18 protein-coding genes and 3 tRNA genes are annotated in these 16,152 nt (G+C 30.6%); 20 read left to right on the top strand and 1 reads right to left on the bottom strand.

Annotated features, from left to right (window positions below; all coding sequences use genetic code 11):
* Window positions 1–157 precede the first annotated feature (157 nt).
* The 16 genes from BUA92_RS20445 (at window position 158) to mreB (ending at window position 14,332) form a co-directional block, all read left to right on the top strand.
* On the top strand, window positions 158–1,339 hold the full coding sequence (locus tag BUA92_RS20445; RefSeq protein ID WP_073022512.1) for an acetyl-CoA C-acetyltransferase: 1,182 nt from the start codon (window positions 158–160) through the stop codon (window positions 1,337–1,339).
* A 610-nt stretch (window positions 1,340–1,949) separates the two neighbouring features.
* Window positions 1,950–2,306, top strand: a complete 357-nt coding sequence (locus BUA92_RS20440) for a hypothetical protein (RefSeq protein WP_073022511.1) — start codon at window positions 1,950–1,952, stop codon at window positions 2,304–2,306.
* An 8-nt stretch (window positions 2,307–2,314) separates the two neighbouring features.
* A complete protein-coding gene (locus BUA92_RS20435) occupies window positions 2,315–2,995 on the top strand; it encodes a F0F1 ATP synthase subunit A (protein WP_073022561.1) in 681 nt (226 codons plus the stop codon).
* 26 nt (window positions 2,996–3,021) lie between these two features.
* Complete coding sequence (gene atpE, locus BUA92_RS20430) at window positions 3,022–3,252, top strand: ATP synthase F0 subunit C (protein ID WP_021800480.1); 231 nt, start codon at window positions 3,022–3,024, stop codon at window positions 3,250–3,252.
* 62 nt (window positions 3,253–3,314) lie between these two features.
* The gene (locus BUA92_RS20425; protein ID WP_073022510.1) at window positions 3,315–3,794 is read left to right on the top strand and encodes a F0F1 ATP synthase subunit B; all 480 of its coding nucleotides are present in this window, start codon (window positions 3,315–3,317) and stop codon (window positions 3,792–3,794) included.
* A gap of 1 nt (window position 3,795) precedes the next feature.
* Entirely contained in the window at window positions 3,796–4,335 is a 540-nt protein-coding gene (locus tag BUA92_RS20420) for a F0F1 ATP synthase subunit delta (RefSeq protein ID WP_073022509.1), read from the top strand.
* 10 nt (window positions 4,336–4,345) lie between these two features.
* Window positions 4,346–5,860 carry a F0F1 ATP synthase subunit alpha gene (gene atpA / locus BUA92_RS20415; RefSeq protein WP_073022508.1) on the top strand — a complete coding sequence of 505 codons (1,515 nt, stop codon included), beginning with the start codon at window positions 4,346–4,348 and terminating at the stop codon, window positions 5,858–5,860.
* Between the two features lie 154 nt (window positions 5,861–6,014).
* Window positions 6,015–6,863, top strand: a complete 849-nt coding sequence (gene atpG / locus BUA92_RS20410; RefSeq protein WP_073022507.1) for an ATP synthase F1 subunit gamma — start codon at window positions 6,015–6,017, stop codon at window positions 6,861–6,863.
* Window positions 6,864–6,878: 15 nt separating this feature from the next.
* Entirely contained in the window at window positions 6,879–8,276 is a 1,398-nt protein-coding gene (atpD, locus tag BUA92_RS20405; protein WP_073022506.1) for a F0F1 ATP synthase subunit beta, read from the top strand.
* A 23-nt stretch (window positions 8,277–8,299) separates the two neighbouring features.
* Window positions 8,300–8,704: an ATP synthase delta/epsilon chain alpha-helix domain-containing protein gene (locus tag BUA92_RS20400; RefSeq protein WP_073022505.1), complete on the top strand. Its 405-nt coding sequence runs from the start codon at window positions 8,300–8,302 to the stop codon at window positions 8,702–8,704.
* A gap of 153 nt (window positions 8,705–8,857) precedes the next feature.
* Window positions 8,858–9,508, top strand: a complete 651-nt coding sequence (locus tag BUA92_RS20395; RefSeq protein WP_073022504.1) for a hypothetical protein — start codon at window positions 8,858–8,860, stop codon at window positions 9,506–9,508.
* Between the two features lie 21 nt (window positions 9,509–9,529).
* Entirely contained in the window at window positions 9,530–10,789 is a 1,260-nt protein-coding gene (murA, locus tag BUA92_RS20390) for a UDP-N-acetylglucosamine 1-carboxyvinyltransferase (RefSeq protein ID WP_073022503.1), read from the top strand.
* Window positions 10,790–10,883: 94 nt separating this feature from the next.
* The gene (spoIID, locus tag BUA92_RS20385; protein ID WP_073022502.1) at window positions 10,884–11,942 is read left to right on the top strand and encodes a stage II sporulation protein D; all 1,059 of its coding nucleotides are present in this window, start codon (window positions 10,884–10,886) and stop codon (window positions 11,940–11,942) included.
* A gap of 155 nt (window positions 11,943–12,097) precedes the next feature.
* Window positions 12,098–12,865 carry a M23 family metallopeptidase gene (locus BUA92_RS20380; protein WP_073022501.1) on the top strand — a complete coding sequence of 256 codons (768 nt, stop codon included), beginning with the start codon at window positions 12,098–12,100 and terminating at the stop codon, window positions 12,863–12,865.
* A gap of 100 nt (window positions 12,866–12,965) precedes the next feature.
* Window positions 12,966–13,217, top strand: a complete 252-nt coding sequence (gene spoIIID / locus BUA92_RS20375; protein WP_021800490.1) for a sporulation transcriptional regulator SpoIIID — start codon at window positions 12,966–12,968, stop codon at window positions 13,215–13,217.
* A 92-nt stretch (window positions 13,218–13,309) separates the two neighbouring features.
* Window positions 13,310–14,332 (top strand): rod shape-determining protein MreB, encoded by a 1,023-nt coding sequence (mreB, locus tag BUA92_RS20370; RefSeq protein WP_021800491.1) that lies wholly within the window; start codon window positions 13,310–13,312, stop codon window positions 14,330–14,332.
* Window positions 14,333–14,390: 58 nt separating this feature from the next.
* Here mreB and yyaC read toward each other — a convergent pair whose 3' ends face one another.
* A complete protein-coding gene (gene yyaC, locus BUA92_RS20365; protein WP_073022500.1) occupies window positions 14,391–14,930 on the bottom strand; it encodes a spore protease YyaC in 540 nt (179 codons plus the stop codon).
* A gap of 151 nt (window positions 14,931–15,081) precedes the next feature.
* On the opposite strand from yyaC, the gene BUA92_RS20360 reads away from it, so the two are divergent.
* The 4 genes from BUA92_RS20360 (at window position 15,082) to BUA92_RS20345 (ending at window position 16,124) form a co-directional block, all read left to right on the top strand.
* Window positions 15,082–15,693, top strand: coding sequence for a hypothetical protein (locus BUA92_RS20360; RefSeq protein ID WP_073022499.1), 612 nt, complete (start codon window positions 15,082–15,084; stop codon window positions 15,691–15,693).
* Between the two features lie 172 nt (window positions 15,694–15,865).
* Window positions 15,866–15,940: transfer RNA gene (locus BUA92_RS20355), tRNA-Thr, on the top strand.
* A gap of 8 nt (window positions 15,941–15,948) precedes the next feature.
* Window positions 15,949–16,033 (top strand) — tRNA-Tyr (locus BUA92_RS20350).
* A gap of 15 nt (window positions 16,034–16,048) precedes the next feature.
* Window positions 16,049–16,124, top strand: a tRNA-Val gene (locus BUA92_RS20345).
* Window positions 16,125–16,152: the final 28 nt, after the last annotated feature.

Genomic DNA, 16,152 nt, shown 5'->3' with positions numbered 1-16,152 from the left:
AATTGCTTATATAGAAATGAATAATGAGTTAATGAAGAGAAAAGTTTGTTATTTTTTTATCAAAAATCTTGATTAAAGATAAAATAGAAGTTATAATAAAAGAGAAGTTATAAATGAAAATAAAATCTTTAAATATATCCGTGGGAGGGTTATCAAAATGAGAGAAGTTGTTATTGTAAGTGCAGTTAGAACTGCATTAGGAACCTTTGGAGGAAGCTTAAAGGACGTATCAGCAGCAGATTTAGGTGCAATTGTAGTAAAAGAAGCAGTTAAAAGAGCAGGAATAAACCCTGAAAATGTTGATGAAGTTGTATTAGGAAATGTTATTCAAGCTGGATTAGGTCAAAATGTTGCAAGACAATCAGCTGTAAAGGCAGGATTACCATTAGAAGTACCAGCTATGACAATAAATAAAGTATGTGGATCAGGATTAAGAGCAGTTGCTCTAGCAGCTCAAATGATTAAAGCTGGAGATGCAGATGTAGTAGTTGCTGGTGGTATGGAAAATATGTCACAAGCTCCATATTTATTAAAATCATCAAGATGGGGTCAAAGAATGGGCGATGGAAAAATGGTTGACTCTATGATAAATGATGCTCTATGGGATGCATTCAATGACTACCACATGGGAGTTACAGCTGAAAATATAGGAGAGCAATGGGGACTTACTAGAGACGAATTAGATGCTTTCTCAGCAGCTTCTCAACAAAAAGCAGAAGAAGCTATAAAATCAGGAAGATTTAAAGATGAAATAGTTCCAGTAGTTATTCCACAAAGAAAAGGAGAACCAAAAGTATTTGATACTGACGAGTTTCCAAGATTCGGAACTACTAAAGAATCATTAGGAAAACTTAGACCTGCATTTAAGAAAGATGGAATAGTGACAGCTGGTAATGCATCAGGAATTAATGATGGAGCAGCAGCAATAATTGTTATGAGTGCAGATAAAGCTAAGGAATTAGGAATAAAACCATTAGCAAAAATTCTTTCTTATGGTTCAAAAGGATTAGATCCTTCAATAATGGGATATGGACCATTCCATGCTACTAAAAAAGCATTAGAAGGAACAGGATTAACAGTTAGTGATTTAGATTTAATAGAATCAAATGAAGCTTTTGCAGCTCAAAGTTTAGCAGTTGCTAAAGATTTAGAATTTGATATGAGCAAAGTTAATGTTAATGGGGGAGCTATAGCATTAGGTCATCCAGTTGGAGCTTCAGGAGCAAGAATATTAGTTACATTACTTCACGAAATGGAAAAAAGAGATGCTAAAAAAGGTCTAGCTACTTTATGCATAGGTGGTGGACTTGGAACAGCTTTAATAGTTGAAAGAGTATAGTTAGTTATATAAGATACCTATCAAACAATGATTTTAATCTTTGTTTGATAGGTATTTTTTTATTCCTTAGTGAAGTAACATAGGTTATTAAATAGGGGATTGATTAACCTAAAAAGTAAGATGGAATAAGGGTATAAAGGGTCTAGCTGCCTTCTTTGCTCCTATAATTATAAAAAGATAGCTTCAATATATAAATTAAAAGTAATTACTGATAAATATTTTGTGAATAAAAGTGAATGGCATTATTCAATTGTGGATTTAAAAAAGAAAATGTTTGATGAGGCAAGTTTAATTAAATTCAAAATATATCAAGAAATTAGTAATTTCCATAAAAAAATAGCAAAAAAATATTAATTGAAAATGTTGTCAAACTAGATGTTGCATAAAAATAAAATAATCAGAAAATTCTTAATAATGAATTGAGATGCAAGAATTATTTATTATTATAGATAAGAGAAAAATTAGTAAGATATCCCGACATAAAGCTTAGTATTTTAAGCTATTAAGGCAATTTGACGAAATAAGATGTATTTTAGTCTGATATAATGTTTTGTTAATAAAAACTAACAGTATATAATAATCACAGGCATTACAAAAAGGAGTCAAACTTATGGATAAATCCTTAAAAGAACTACTAGTTAAGAATTTTAGGTTTACGATTATAATAATAATGGGTATAACAGTAGCAGTATTATCGTTATTAGGTATAAAAATTGCATTTGCATATTTTATAGGTGCAATTTTAGGTTTAATAAATTTCATGTCTAGTGGAATTATTATGGGAAAGTACTTTTTGAAGAAACCAATTCTCATAAATATAGGATATATGTTAAGAATATTACTAATAATATTAGTAGCAATTCCTTTCACAAATGACTTAATTATGTTTTTAGCATATTTAGGTGGATTTATATCTCATCATATATGTTTAATTTTTTATTGGATTTTTATTAAAGAAAGGAAGTGATTATGCTTATGGAAGAATCAAAACCATTGTATTCTTTTATGGTTGGGAATTTTACAATAGATATTACTAAAGAACTTGTAATACAGTGGATAATAATGTTAATAATTATTTTATTAGCTTTTTGGGCAACTAAAGGTATGAAAAAAAGACCAAATAAAAAGCAAACAGTTGTGGAAGTCCTTTATAATGCTATAAAAGGTGTTGTTGTTCAAAATATGGGCGAAAAATATGTAGGATTTATTCCATACATAGGCACACTAGCGATTTTTATTCTATTGCTAAATTTAACCGGATTAATAGGTGTGGCACCACCTACTGAAAACTATAGTGTTACATTAGGATTAGCTTTAATGACTTTTGTGGTTGTTCAAGCATATGCAATTAAAACTATAGGGATCAAACATTACTTTTTAGGACTAGGTCAGCCATTTGCGGCTATGCTTCCATTAAATATAATGGAAAGAATAATGTTACCTGTATCTCTTTCATTGAGACTTTTTGGTAATATAATGGCAGCAACAGTACTTATAGAATTGGTATATCAAGCTTTAGGAAGTCTTTCTTTCTTTGCACAAATAGGAATACCAATATTTTTACATGCATATTTCGATATATTCGATGGTGTTATACAAATGGTCATTTTTGTTATGTTGACCATGATTAACATAAAAATAGTAGCAGAACATTAATATCTAAATTTTAAGGAGGAACAAAAATGGAAATTGCAATGAGAGCATTAGGGGCAGGTATCGCTGTATTAGTAGGAATTGGAGCTGGTATAGGTATAGGAAATGCAACAGGTAAGGCTGTGGAAGGTATTTCTAGACAACCAGAACAAAGCGGAAAAATAACTACTACTTTATTAATAGGTTGTGGTTTTGCTGAAGCAACAGCTATATATGGACTATTAATATCAATCTTATTAATTTTTGTAGGTATAAAATAATAAACAAATAAATGGAATTATAAATTAATTATTGACTCCAGAAGGGAGGCATGGGCTTCGAGATGGAAATAAACGTATCGTTGATTGTAGGAACTATAATAAATTTTATTATTTTGTTAGCAATTTTAAAGCACTACTTCTTTAATAAAGTAAAAGATGTTATAGAAGATAGACAAAATGAAATTGAAGATAAGATAATAAGAGCAGATGAAGATTTAGAAAAAGCTAGAATATTTAAGCTTGAAAATGAAAGAATACTTAAATCAGCAAGAGAAGAAGGTAAAAAGATTACTGAAGAATATAAGAGAAAAGCTGATAAAGTTCACAGTGAAATTCTTCAAGAAGCTAATAAAGAAGCAAATGTAGTAATGGAAAGAGCAAAAGTTGAAGTTGAAAGAGAAAAAAATAAAGCAGAAGCTGAATTAAAGAAGCAAGTTGTTGATTTAGCAGTAATGCTATCCGTAAGAGCTTTAGAAGAAAGTATTGATGAGGAAAAACATAGAAAACTTATTAATGACTTTATAGCTAAGGTAGGTATTTAATATGTATGAATATTTGGATAGAAGATATGCTTTAGCTCTTTATCAGGTTGGAGAAGAAAAAGGTAAGGTAGAAGAATATTTACGTGATTTGAGAGAAATCTGCGATCTTGTGTACAATAATCCAGAGTTCTATGAGGTTATAAAACATCCTCAAATAAGTACATCTAAGAAGAAAAGTACTTTTGTAAATATTTTTAAAGGAAAAATTGATGAAGAATTATTATCTTTCCTATTATTACTTATAGAAAAAGATAGAATCCTTTATTTAAAAGAAAAACTAAATGAAATGGAAAAAATTCATTTAGAGAGAAATAATACTTTAATTGCTAAAGTTAAAAGTGTTATTCCCCTTACAGAAGAACAGCATAATAAGCTAACAGAAAATTTACAGAATAAATATGATAAAAAAGTGGTTCTTCAAGAGGAAATTGATAAAAGCATAATTGGTGGGTTATACGTTAGAGTTGGAAATGATGTAATAGATGGAACAGTAAAATCCAAACTCGACGAAATGAAAGCTCGTATGCTAAAGAGAGAATAGAGGTGAGTCTATGAATATCAAACCAGAAGAAATTACATCAATTATTAAAAATGAAATTCAAAAATATGAAAAACAAATAAAAACAGTGGATTCTGGTACTATAATTCAAATAGGTGACGGTGTTTCTAGAGTTTATGGCCTTGACGATTGTATGGAAGGAGAGCTTTTAGAATTTCCTAACAATATATATGGAATGGCACTAAACTTAGAACAAGACAATGTTGGATGTGTTCTTTTAGGATCAGAAGAAGGAATAAAAGAAGGCGACATTGTAAAGAGAACCGGAAAAATAGTTGAGGTACCAGTTGGAGACGCACTTGTAGGCAGGGTTGTTAACTCTTTAGGAGTAGCTATAGATGGAAAAGGACCTATTAAAAATGATGGTTTTAGACCAATAGAAGTTCCAGCGCCAAGCATAATTGATAGAAGTTCAGTTAATGAACCTCTACAAACTGGAATAAAAGCTATAGATACAATGATTCCTATAGGTAAAGGTCAAAGAGAGCTAATAATTGGAGACAGACAGACTGGAAAAACAGCATTAGCTTTAGATGCTATTATAAATCAAAGAGGCAAAGATGTTATATGTATATATGTAGCTATTGGTCAAAAACAATCTACAGTTGCACATATAGTTAACACACTTACTGAAATGGGGTCTATGGATTACACAATCGTAGTAACTTCAACAGCTTCTGATAGTGCTCCTCTTCAATATCTTGCTCCTTATGCAGGATGTTCTATGGGGGAATACTTCATGAATAAAGGAAAAGATGTTCTTATAATATATGATGATTTGTCTAAACATGCGGTTGCTTATAGAACAATGTCATTATTACTTAGGAGACCACCAGGAAGAGAAGCTTATCCAGGGGATGTATTCTATATACATTCAAGACTTCTAGAAAGAGCTGCGAAGCTTTCAGAGAAGAATGGTTCAGGATCACTTACAGCTCTTCCTATAATTGAAACATTAGCAGGAGACGTTACTGCTTATATACCAACAAACGTAATATCCATAACTGATGGACAGATATTCCTTGAGTCAGAATTGTTTTATGCAGGTCAAAGACCAGCTGTTAACGCAGGTATTTCTGTATCAAGAGTTGGTGGTAACGCTCAGATAAAAGCTATGAAGCAAGCTTCAGGAACATTAAGAATAGAGCTAGCTCAATACAGAGAACTTGCAGCTTTTGCTCAATTTGGATCTGATTTAGATAAAGATGCTAAAATGAGATTAGAAAAAGGTAAGAGATTAGTAGAGATATTAAAACAAGCTCAATATAAACCTATGGATGTTGAAAAGCAGATAATGATTCTTTATTCTGCAGTTAATGACTTCTTATCAGATATCAAAGTTTCTGATATTAAGAAATTTGAAGCAGAGTTTTTAGAATTTATGGATACGCACCATAGAGAAATAGGAAAAGCTATAGTAGAGCAAAAAGTATTAAGTGATGAAATTAAGACTGGTTTAGAATCAGCTATATTTGAATTTAAGAAGATGTTTCTACAAAATGCGTAACAGCAAATTTTAACCTATACAATAAGGTGTAAGGAATTTAAAGCCTAATATAATAAGGTGTAGGGAATTGATACCTAGATATAAGTGAAGGAATTAAAACCTAATAAAATAAGGTGCATAGCAAAAGCTATGCCATCTTTTAGGAGGTGGATATATGGCAGGAGCGGGACTTATCCAGATAAAAAGAAGAATTAAGTCTATAACTAATACAAAGAAAATTACAAAAGCCATGGGACTTGTTGCCACTTCAAAACTTAGAAAAACAAGAAAACAACTTTCTTTTAATGATAAATACTTTAATTCTTTAAAAGATTTAACAGAAAGTTTAATAAGTTCTATAGAGGAAGATGACAATAGTATTTATTTTAAAGCTAACAATCAGGGACCTGCATTATATATTTTAATTGCATCTGATACAGGATTATGTGGAGGGTTTAACGGAAATATAGTAAACTATTTTATGACTCAAAGTGTAAATGCAGAAAATGCTGAGGTTATGGTTGTAGGGCAAAAAGGATTATCTTATCTTAAGAGGTATAATCAAAGTACATTAGCAGAATATGTTGATATACCAGACGTACCAACGGTTAAGGAAGCTAAGATAATTTATGAACATGCAATTAGACTTTATAAAGAAGGAAGTATTTCAGAAATAAATGTAATATATGCTGAATTCATTTCCCCTGTTAAACAGAATATGAAAAAAGCTAAACTACTTCCAATGGATAAAATAGAAGGTAAAAAAGCTAACATTATAGCAGAACCTAATATTGAAGAAGTTGTTGAAGGAACTTTGGATATTTATTTGAAATCATATATATTAAATTGCATGCTTAATTCTAAGGCAAGTGAGCAAAGTGCTAGAATGACTGCAATGGATGGAGCAACTAATAATGCAAGTGATTTATTAGATGCATTAAATACTAAATATAATAGAATCAGACAAACCGCTATAACTCAAGAAATTTCTGAAATAGTTGGTGGAGCTGAGGCTCAAAAATAGTGAGGAGGTATACTAATGCCTGGTACTATCGGAAAAGTAGTTCAAGTAATTGGACCAGTTATTGATATAAAATTTGATACAGATGCTCTTCCAAACATATATAATGCAATTGAAATTTGTATGGGAGAACATAAAGTTGTAGCTGAAGTTGAACAACATATAGGTGATGATATAGTTAGAGCTATAGCGATGGAAGCTACTGAAGGATTAAAAAGGGGTATGGACGCTTTAGACACTGGTAAAGCTATAACAGTACCTGTAGGAGAACAAGTTTTAGGTAGATTATTTAATGTCCTAGGTAGCCCTATGGATGAAAAGGAAGAGGTAAAGGCTGAAAAGTACTACCCAATTCATAGACCTGCTCCAACATTTCAAGAACAATCTGTTGAACCAGAGATGTTTGAAACTGGTATTAAGGTAATAGACTTAATTGCTCCATACCAAAGAGGTGGAAAAATAGGTCTATTTGGAGGAGCTGGAGTTGGTAAAACAGTTCTTATACAAGAACTTATAAACAACATAGCTAAACAACACGGTGGACTTTCAGTGTTTACTGGTGTTGGAGAAAGATCAAGAGAAGGAAATGATCTTTATCATGAAATGATGGATTCAGGAGTTATAAATAAGACTGCTTTAGTATTCGGTCAAATGAATGAACCACCTGGTGCTAGAATGAGAGTAGCATTAACAGGACTTACAATGGCAGAATATTTTAGAGATAAAGGTCAAGATGTATTATTGTTTATAGATAATATATTTAGATTTACTCAAGCTGGTTCAGAAGTATCAGCTTTACTTGGAAGAATTCCATCAGCTGTTGGATATCAACCTACATTAGCAACAGAAATGGGTGCTCTTCAAGAAAGAATCACATCAACAACTAATGGTTCTATAACATCAGTTCAAGCAGTATATGTTCCAGCGGATGATTTAACGGATCCAGCTCCAGCGACAACATTTGCTCACTTAGATGCAACAACAGTTTTATCAAGAGAAATATCAGAACTTGGTATTTATCCAGCTGTTAACCCATTAGAGTCAAGTTCTAGAATACTTGACCCAAGAATAGTTGGTGAAGAGCATTATGAAGTAGCTTCTAAGGTTAAGCATATTCTTGAAAGATATAAAGAATTACAAGATATAATAGCTATCTTAGGGATAGATGAACTTTCAGAAGAAGATAAACAAATAGTTTCTAGAGCAAGAAAAATACAAAGATTCTTATCTCAACCTTTCACTGTAGCTGAACAATTTACAGGATTCCAAGGTAAGTATGTACCTGTAGCTGAAACTGTTAGAGGTTTTAAAGAAATTCTTGAAGGAAAACATGATGATATTCCAGAATCAGCATTCCTTTTTGTTGGATCTATAGAAGAAGCTGTAGAGAAAGGTAAGAAGATTGCTAATTCATAGTAGTTTTATGAAGGGAGAATATTATGTCTAAAAAATATACTTTAAAAATTATAACTCCCGATAGAGAATTATTTGAAGGTGAGGTAAGTAAAGCTGTAATTCCAACTAATGATGGAAATATAGAGATATACGCTAATCATACACCTATAACAGTTATAACTGTTCCAAATAAAACTGAGTTTGTAGATGAAGCAGAAAATAAAAAAGTACTATTTACATCAAGTGGAGTTGTAACTTTTAATGATGGTATGCTTACTTTTTGTTGTGAATCAGGTGAATGGCCAGAGGAAATAGATATTGCTAGAGCTGAGGACGCCAAAATGAGAGCAGAAAATAGAATAAAAGATTCAAGTAAATTTGATGAAAAAAGAGCTAAACTAGCATTAAGTAGAGCTCTAGTTAGAATAGATATTAAAAATAATTTGTAATAAATAAAACCCTAGCAGTGTTAGGGTTTTATTTTATGCTTACAATATGGAAAATATTCACAAAAAAATAAAAAATTAATATAATAATAATATATCTAAGTGAATAAAAGCTTTTTGCCTTGACAATAATTAAGAGGAAAGGTAGGGGGTATAATGAAGTACAAAAAATTTGCAATGGTTGTACTTTTCCTTTTTTCTCTCTTAACTTTTTTAAATTTGTACAATTTAAAATGCCAAGGTTTTCAAAGTTTAGAAGGAAAGTTTTTAGAGAACTATAAGGATGTTGAGAGAACTTTAATAGTTGAAGGTAAAAGTTATTTAAATAACCAGGATTTTAAAGATTTAATAAAAAACAAAATGAATAGTGAATTTTACGGAGAAAAATCTTTAGAAGAAAATACTACTTCTTTCTCTTATAAAATATTAAATGAATTAGATGATATTCAAGTAGATGTATATAATGATGAAGAAAATTCTTTTAGAATTATATATTCAACAAAGAATAAAAAGGAAAATCTAGAAGAGGTTAAAAAAAATATAAATCATCTCCTAGAGGAAGTATCATATGATGTGAGATATTTTAAAGAACTTAAGGGAAGAATAGATATACAAGGAGATTTAGAAGAAGTATTAGACAAGGAGCTGAAAGCAGTAGGAATAAAGAGCTATACATCTTTAAAAATTAATAATGGATATACTGGGAAGGCAGAATTGGCTAATAGTACTATAAACTTCGCTATTTGCACATATGAAAAAAACTCTTATATGGTTATTGGCGAACCATTAATAGTTTCAACATATTAACAATAGTTTATGGAGGATAACATGGAAAAAATCAGAGTAAAAGGTGGAAATACTTTAGCTGGTGAAGTTAATATTAGTTCTGCAAAAAATTCTGTGCTCCCAATAATAGTAGCATGTATTTTATGTGGAGATGAAATTACAATAAAAGAGGCACCACTCTTAGAGGATGTATATGTTATATGTAATGTATTAAAAGAATTAAATGCTGAAGTAGAAATAAATAAAATAACAAGAGAATTAAAAATTAATACAAAAAATTTAATTCCTAATAATGCAAATAGTGAACTAATAAAAAAAATGAGGGCATCATTTTTAATAATGGGACCTATGATAACTAAGTTTGGTTATTGTAAGTTATCGCATCCAGGTGGATGTAATATAGGAACAAGACCTATAGATCTTCACTTAAAAGGATTAAAAGCTTTGGGCGCAGAAATATCCATAGGACATGGATATGTAGAAGCTAAGGCAAAAGAACTTATAGGGAATCGAATTTACTTAGACTTTCCTTCTGTAGGAGCAACAGAAAATATAATGATGGCAGCGGTTTTTGCTAAAGGTACCACTATAATAGAAAATGCTGCTGAGGAACCAGAAATATGGGATTTAGCAAATTTCTTAAATTCTATGGGAGCAAAGGTTTATGGAGCTGGACAGGGAAAAATAACTATTGAAGGAGTTAATTCTCTAAAACCAGTAGTATATAAGCCTATATTTGACAGGATAGAGGCAGGAACGTTTATGGTTGCTGCAGCTATAACTAAAAGTGAAATAACTATAAATGGAGTTAATGAAGAGCATTTAAGACCTACTATTGAAAAACTTAAAGAATGTGGAGTAATAATGGAACTTGTAAATGGGAAAATGAGAGTTGATGGAAGAGGAGAATTAAGACCAGTAGATATAAAAACTCTGCCATATCCAGGTTTTCCTACTGATATGCAAGCTCAGATGATGGCTCTTTTAAGTCTCACAAAAGGTTCAAGTATTATATCAGAAACAGTTTTTGAAAATAGATTTATGCATGTCCAAGAACTACTAAGAATGGGAGCAAATATAAAAATTGATGGTAGAACAGCAATTATAGAAGGCGTTGATAGATTAACAGGTGCAGGAGTTAAAGCAACAGATTTAAGAGCAGGAGCAGCAATGATATTAGCAGGATTAGTAGCAGAAGGAGAAACAGAAATAAGCGAAGTATATCATATAGATAGAGGGTATGTTAATATTGAAGAAAAATTAAAAATGTTAGGTGCAGATATAGAGAGAATATATGAATAAAAAAATCAGCTTATGCTGATTTTTTTATTATTTGTCATAGCTTTCATATTTCTGAGTATATATAGTTATGTAAATTAATTATGAGGTGATAGCTATGAAAAGATATAATTTTGATGCAGGTATTATGAGAAAAGTTGCATTATATTTTTCCTCTATATTATGTTTGATATTAATTCCTATAATAGTACTAAATGGAGAAATTGCTACTCCTAAGAATAAAGATGATACTACAATTAAAGATGATGAAAATACAAACATAAATAATAATACTAATGATAAAGACTTTTCAAAAATAAAAGTTCATCATGTTGAAAGTAATTCAAATGAAGAGATGGATTTAGAAGAGTATATAGTGGGAGTAATAGCTGCAGAAATGCCAGCAGAATTTGAAATAGAGGCTTTAAAGGCACAAGCTATTGCTGCAAGAACTTATGCATTAAAAAGAATAGTAACTCCTTGTGAGCAGGCTAATGGAGCTGATATATGCGATACGGTTCATTGCCAGGTATATATTAGTAAAGAGAAAAGAATGGGAATGTGGGATAAATCTCAGGAAGAGGAAGAAAATTATTGGAAGAAGTTTCAACAGGCGGTACAAGAAACTAAAGGAAAAGTATTAAGTTATGAAGGTAAGCTAGTTTTATATCCACAGTTTTTTTCAACAAGCTGGGGTAAGACAGAAGATTCAGCTTCCGTATTTGCATCAGATGTACCTTATTTAAAATCTGTAGATTCTCCTGGAGAAGAAGATTCAAAAAGTTATAAATCAAATAAAGAATTAACTGTAGAAGAGTTTATTAAGTTGGTTAACAATAAATATAAAGAAGCGAAGTTAAGTGCTTCTAATCTAAATGGTTCAGTAAGTATATTAAGTAAAAATCCTGGTGGATCTGTTGCGGAAGTTAAATTAGGAGGAGTTAAGATAAAAGGAACTGAATTTAGGATATTATTAAACCTAAAGTCAGCTAATTTTACCATTAAGGTAGCTAACGGAAAGGTAAATATCGAGTGTATTGGTTATGGTCATGGGGTAGGGATGAGTCAAAGAGGAGCAAATGTAATGGCTAAAGCTGGTACTAAAAGTGAAGAGATACTTAAGCATTATTATAAAGGGGTAGAAATAAAAGATATAAAGGAAATTAACCTAAATTAAAATATTTTAGAAGTTATATACGAGTTAGATTTTTAATTCATATATAACTTTTTTTTATGTAAAAAATGTCGAAATAAAATAGAAAAAAGTAATGGAAAAATTGTATTTTTTTAGTTTATAAAGGACAGACTACCAAATGGAGGTGTTCATAACTAATGGATAAAAAGAACAGATTTGAAAAATTAAAAAACTTACTTAGAAAGGAGAGTTTTTACGTAATTTTATTTTTGTGCCTATGTGTGGTAGCTAGTGCAGCAGCGATTTCAGTAAGAAAAGCTAAAGCGGATTTAACTCCACCTGTAGCGGATAGTTCGGATGACTTACCAATTAATATAAATGATTCTAGTGGAAACAATGTAATTGATAACGCTGATCAGGTTAAAAATACTAATGATAAGTCAAATGAAGAAAAATCAGACAACAATAAAGATGCTAATAAAACTTCTCAAAACACAACACAAAAATCAACCACCGTTTCAAATACAAATACTGTTAAATTTAATAAACCTTTAGATGGTACATTATTAAGAAAGTTTTCATATGGTATTGAGATGGTAAAAGTTGATACCAATAATTATGAAAGTATAAAAGGAATCGATATTTCAGCAAAAGTTGGAACTGATGTTGTAGCTGTAGCTGAAGGAATTGTTGAAGAAGTTGGAGAAGAAGATGGTGATTTAAGTGGATGGTATGTTGTTATAAAACATACTAATGGTATGAAGAGTAAATATGCAAACTTAGATTCAAATATCAAAGTTAAAAAGGATCAAAAAGTTACTCAAGGAGCTGTTATCGGTAAAGTTGGAAATACAGCTAAGAAATTTACTAATAAAGATGTTGGAGAACATTTGAAATTCCAAATGGTAGATTCAAAGGGTGAACAAGTTGATCCATTAAAATATTTTACACTTAAGACACAATAATTGATTTATATAATTGAAATCAGTCATTTTATAAAATGGCTGATTTCTAAAAACATTAAATAAATATTAACTAATATAACTAAATGAGGAGGATCCAGCTTTGAAAGACTATATTGAAGAAAGGGTACTAGAGGTTGCTCAGTATATAATAGATTCGAAAGCTACAATTAGAAAAACTGCAAAGGTTTTTGGTGTTAGCAAAAGTACTATTCATAAAGATATGACTGAAAGATTACCTAAAATTAACCCATCTATAGCACAGGAAGCAAAATATATTTTAGATTTAAATAAAGCTGAAAGGCATATTAGAGGTGGAAAAGCTACAAAATTAAAGTACAAGGCTATTGAATAGATTCATTATTCCATATTATAATATAAAAAGGAGAATATTGTTGAAAAACTTTAAATATTTTCGAATTTTATCATTATAGGAGTGAATATAAAATGTGGTTTTGGAAGATGGGAAACGACTTAGCCATAGATTTAGGTACAGCTACTGTGTTAGTTTATATGGCAGGAAAAGGAATTATTTTAAAAGAACCTTCAGTAGTAGCGGTAGATAAAAATTCAAATAAGGTACTAGCTGTAGGAGAAGAAGCAAGAAAAATGATTGGCCGTACCCCAGGGAATATCGTTGCAGTACGTCCATTAAGAGATGGCGTAATATCTGATTACGATATTACTGAAAAAATGTTAAAACATTTTATTCAAAAAAGCTGCGGCAAAAGAAAAATTTCCGCCCCAAAAGTTATGGTATGTGTACCATCACAATCAACTGAAGTTGAAAAAAGAGCAGTAGTAGATGCTGCTAAAAATTCAGGAGCTAAGTCAGTATTTTTAATAGAAGAACCACTTGCAGCTGCAATAGGAGCTGGATTAGATATTTCAAAACCAAATGGAACAATGGTTATCGATATTGGTGGAGGAACCACTGATATAGCAATTATATCTCTAAATGGTGTAGTTGTAAGAGCGTCAATTAAGGTTGCTGGAGATAAGTTTGATGAATCTATTATCAGATTTATAAGAAGTAAATACAAGCTTATGATTGGAGAAAAATCAGCAGAAGAGCTTAAGATAACTGCTGGATCAGCACTAAGAGGCTCAAGAAATGTTACGGCTATAGTAAAAGGAAGAAATTTAATTACTGGATTGCCAGATAATATAGAAGTAACTACTGAAGAACTTACAAAGGCATTAGAAGAACCAGTAAGATTAATAATAGATAAAATTCGAGATGTATTAGAAAAAACCCCACCTGAGTTAGCGGCAGATATAATAGATAAAGGAATATTAATGACTGGTGGAGGGGCCTTGCTTTATGGATTCGATAAATTAATTGAGATAGAAACTGGAGTAAAAGTTAATGTAGCTGATAATTCAGTAGATTGTGTTGTTTTAGGATCTGGAAAAGCATTAACGTCTTTAGAAAAAGGACATGGTGAGTTTTTAATCTCAGATAAATAGAGTATTTATAAAAATAAAATGCTGCTAAAAATTCTATATTTTTAGTAGCATTTTATTTTTATATAGAAAGTTTTTTTATATCACTCAAATAGTAAGAGTGAACTATTCCTTTAACAATAGATTTACTCATATCCATTATTAAAGAAAGGCGTATAGTTCTATTAGAAAAAATTTCGGTAGCGCTACTTGAATCAACAATTCCTATAATTGAGGCATTACCTACATCAGGAAGAGTTTTTCCAACACCCTTTCCAGGATGTATAGCATAATCTCTAACATGAATTTCACCTATTGAATTAATATCTCCTAGACAAGCATCTATGCCTATTATTAAAGAATTAGGATGATTTTTATTAATCTCAACTAATTTTTTATCTATATTTAATGCGTGGATAGGTGAAGATAAAGTTCCGTAAATTGGTAAGGGTATTAGAGTTTCTTTTAGTAATGTACCTACTAGTGGTCCAAGAGAATCTCCTATACATTTATCAGTTCCTATACAGACTATTACAGTATTGTCTTTTATATAGTCTCTCAAGAAGTAAGCTATTTCGTAATAGGCCATATTTTCTTTATAATTTACTTTAACTTTATTCAAAAAAACCATCCTTTCTACTTGATGTATAAACGGTACTTTATTATATATGCAAGCAAAAAGAACGTTATTATATATAATAAAAAATTATAATATCAAAAGTATAAAAATGATAAATAATGGCAATAAAGGTTAATAGTAGAGAGGTGATAAAATGAATAAAAAAATTTTAACGATATTAGTTATATTAGCAACAATTATAAGTGTAGTCTTTATCTTATATCCAAGTAATCCTAAAAAAACAACGGAACAAAGCGTACAAGTTAAAAATAATACATCTAAGAAACAAGTTGTAGATAAAGCAAATAATGAAAATAATACTAGTGTAAAAAATGATAAATTGGAAAAGGAAAACAAAGCAGACGACAAAGGTAAAGCTGAAAATAGTGACCCATTAATTAAAGTTGAAGGTAATGAGTATGAAGATTCATATATAGATAATTCTAAAAATAATTATAATAAACCTGATAAAAAAGAAGAAGAGGCTTTGACTGCAAGTATGATTTTTAAGGTGGATAAAAATACAATAGAGAAGAAAATTTCTGTATCTAATAAAGCGAAATTGCTTTATTATGCAAGTAAATTATCTAATTTTGATTATGCACAAATCAAAGATATATTAGATAATGGAGATGAAGTGGATGGAGCTAAAGATATAGTTAAAATATTAAAAAATAGATTAAAAGCGAGTGATTATGAAGAAGTTAAAAAAATTCTCAGTCCTTATATAGATATAGAAAAAATAGAAAATCATATTAGTGTATAGGTTTAAAAGAAAGTTTGAAAAAATCAAATAATAGACTAATAAGGAGAAAAATATAGAAAATAGGAGTTTAAGTGTAATAATATCTGTAAATGAGGTATTTTAAGAGTTGAAACTTATTACTTATCCCCTTATACTAATCATTGTCGGTTCTGTAAAGAATCAAGATAAATCCGCTGGCATGGCTCAACGGTAGAGCAGCTGACTTGTAATCAGCAGGTTGTAGGTTCGATTCCTATTGCCAGCTCCACAAAACATGGAGGAGTTCCCGAGTGGCCAAAGGGGGCAGACTGTAAATCTGTTACGTTTCGTTTCGATGGTTCGAATCCGTCCTCCTCCACCATTTTTTAAAAAATAAGGGCGCATAGCTCAGCTGGGAGAGCACCTGCCTTACAAGCAGGGGGTCACAGGTTCGATCCCTGTTGTGCCCACCAATAGTTATAATATTAAATTATAACCAAG

Source organism: Clostridium intestinale DSM 6191, assembly GCF_900130055.1.
In the GTDB taxonomy this organism is placed as follows: Bacteria; Bacillota; Clostridia; order Clostridiales; family Clostridiaceae; genus Clostridium_T; species Clostridium_T intestinale.
The sequence above is the reverse complement of the archived record's forward strand: the minus strand, read 5'-3'. Positions and strand labels throughout refer to the sequence as shown.

Coding starts and splice junctions, on each gene's coding strand:
- BUA92_RS20445 (WP_073022512.1), top strand. CDS start 158: ATGAGAGAAGTTGTTATTGTAAGTGCAGTTAGAACTGCATTAGGAACC.
- BUA92_RS20440 (WP_073022511.1), top strand. CDS start 1,950: ATGGATAAATCCTTAAAAGAACTACTAGTTAAGAATTTTAGGTTTACG.
- BUA92_RS20435 (WP_073022561.1), top strand. CDS start 2,315: ATGGAAGAATCAAAACCATTGTATTCTTTTATGGTTGGGAATTTTACA.
- atpE (WP_021800480.1), top strand. CDS start 3,022: ATGGAAATTGCAATGAGAGCATTAGGGGCAGGTATCGCTGTATTAGTA.
- BUA92_RS20425 (WP_073022510.1), top strand. CDS start 3,315: ATGGAAATAAACGTATCGTTGATTGTAGGAACTATAATAAATTTTATT.
- BUA92_RS20420 (WP_073022509.1), top strand. CDS start 3,796: ATGTATGAATATTTGGATAGAAGATATGCTTTAGCTCTTTATCAGGTT.
- atpA (WP_073022508.1), top strand. CDS start 4,346: ATGAATATCAAACCAGAAGAAATTACATCAATTATTAAAAATGAAATT.
- atpG (WP_073022507.1), top strand. CDS start 6,015: ATGGCAGGAGCGGGACTTATCCAGATAAAAAGAAGAATTAAGTCTATA.
- atpD (WP_073022506.1), top strand. CDS start 6,879: ATGCCTGGTACTATCGGAAAAGTAGTTCAAGTAATTGGACCAGTTATT.
- BUA92_RS20400 (WP_073022505.1), top strand. CDS start 8,300: ATGTCTAAAAAATATACTTTAAAAATTATAACTCCCGATAGAGAATTA.
- BUA92_RS20395 (WP_073022504.1), top strand. CDS start 8,858: ATGAAGTACAAAAAATTTGCAATGGTTGTACTTTTCCTTTTTTCTCTC.
- murA (WP_073022503.1), top strand. CDS start 9,530: ATGGAAAAAATCAGAGTAAAAGGTGGAAATACTTTAGCTGGTGAAGTT.
- spoIID (WP_073022502.1), top strand. CDS start 10,884: ATGAAAAGATATAATTTTGATGCAGGTATTATGAGAAAAGTTGCATTA.
- BUA92_RS20380 (WP_073022501.1), top strand. CDS start 12,098: ATGGATAAAAAGAACAGATTTGAAAAATTAAAAAACTTACTTAGAAAG.
- mreB (WP_021800491.1), top strand. CDS start 13,310: ATGTGGTTTTGGAAGATGGGAAACGACTTAGCCATAGATTTAGGTACA.
- BUA92_RS20360 (WP_073022499.1), top strand. CDS start 15,082: ATGAATAAAAAAATTTTAACGATATTAGTTATATTAGCAACAATTATA.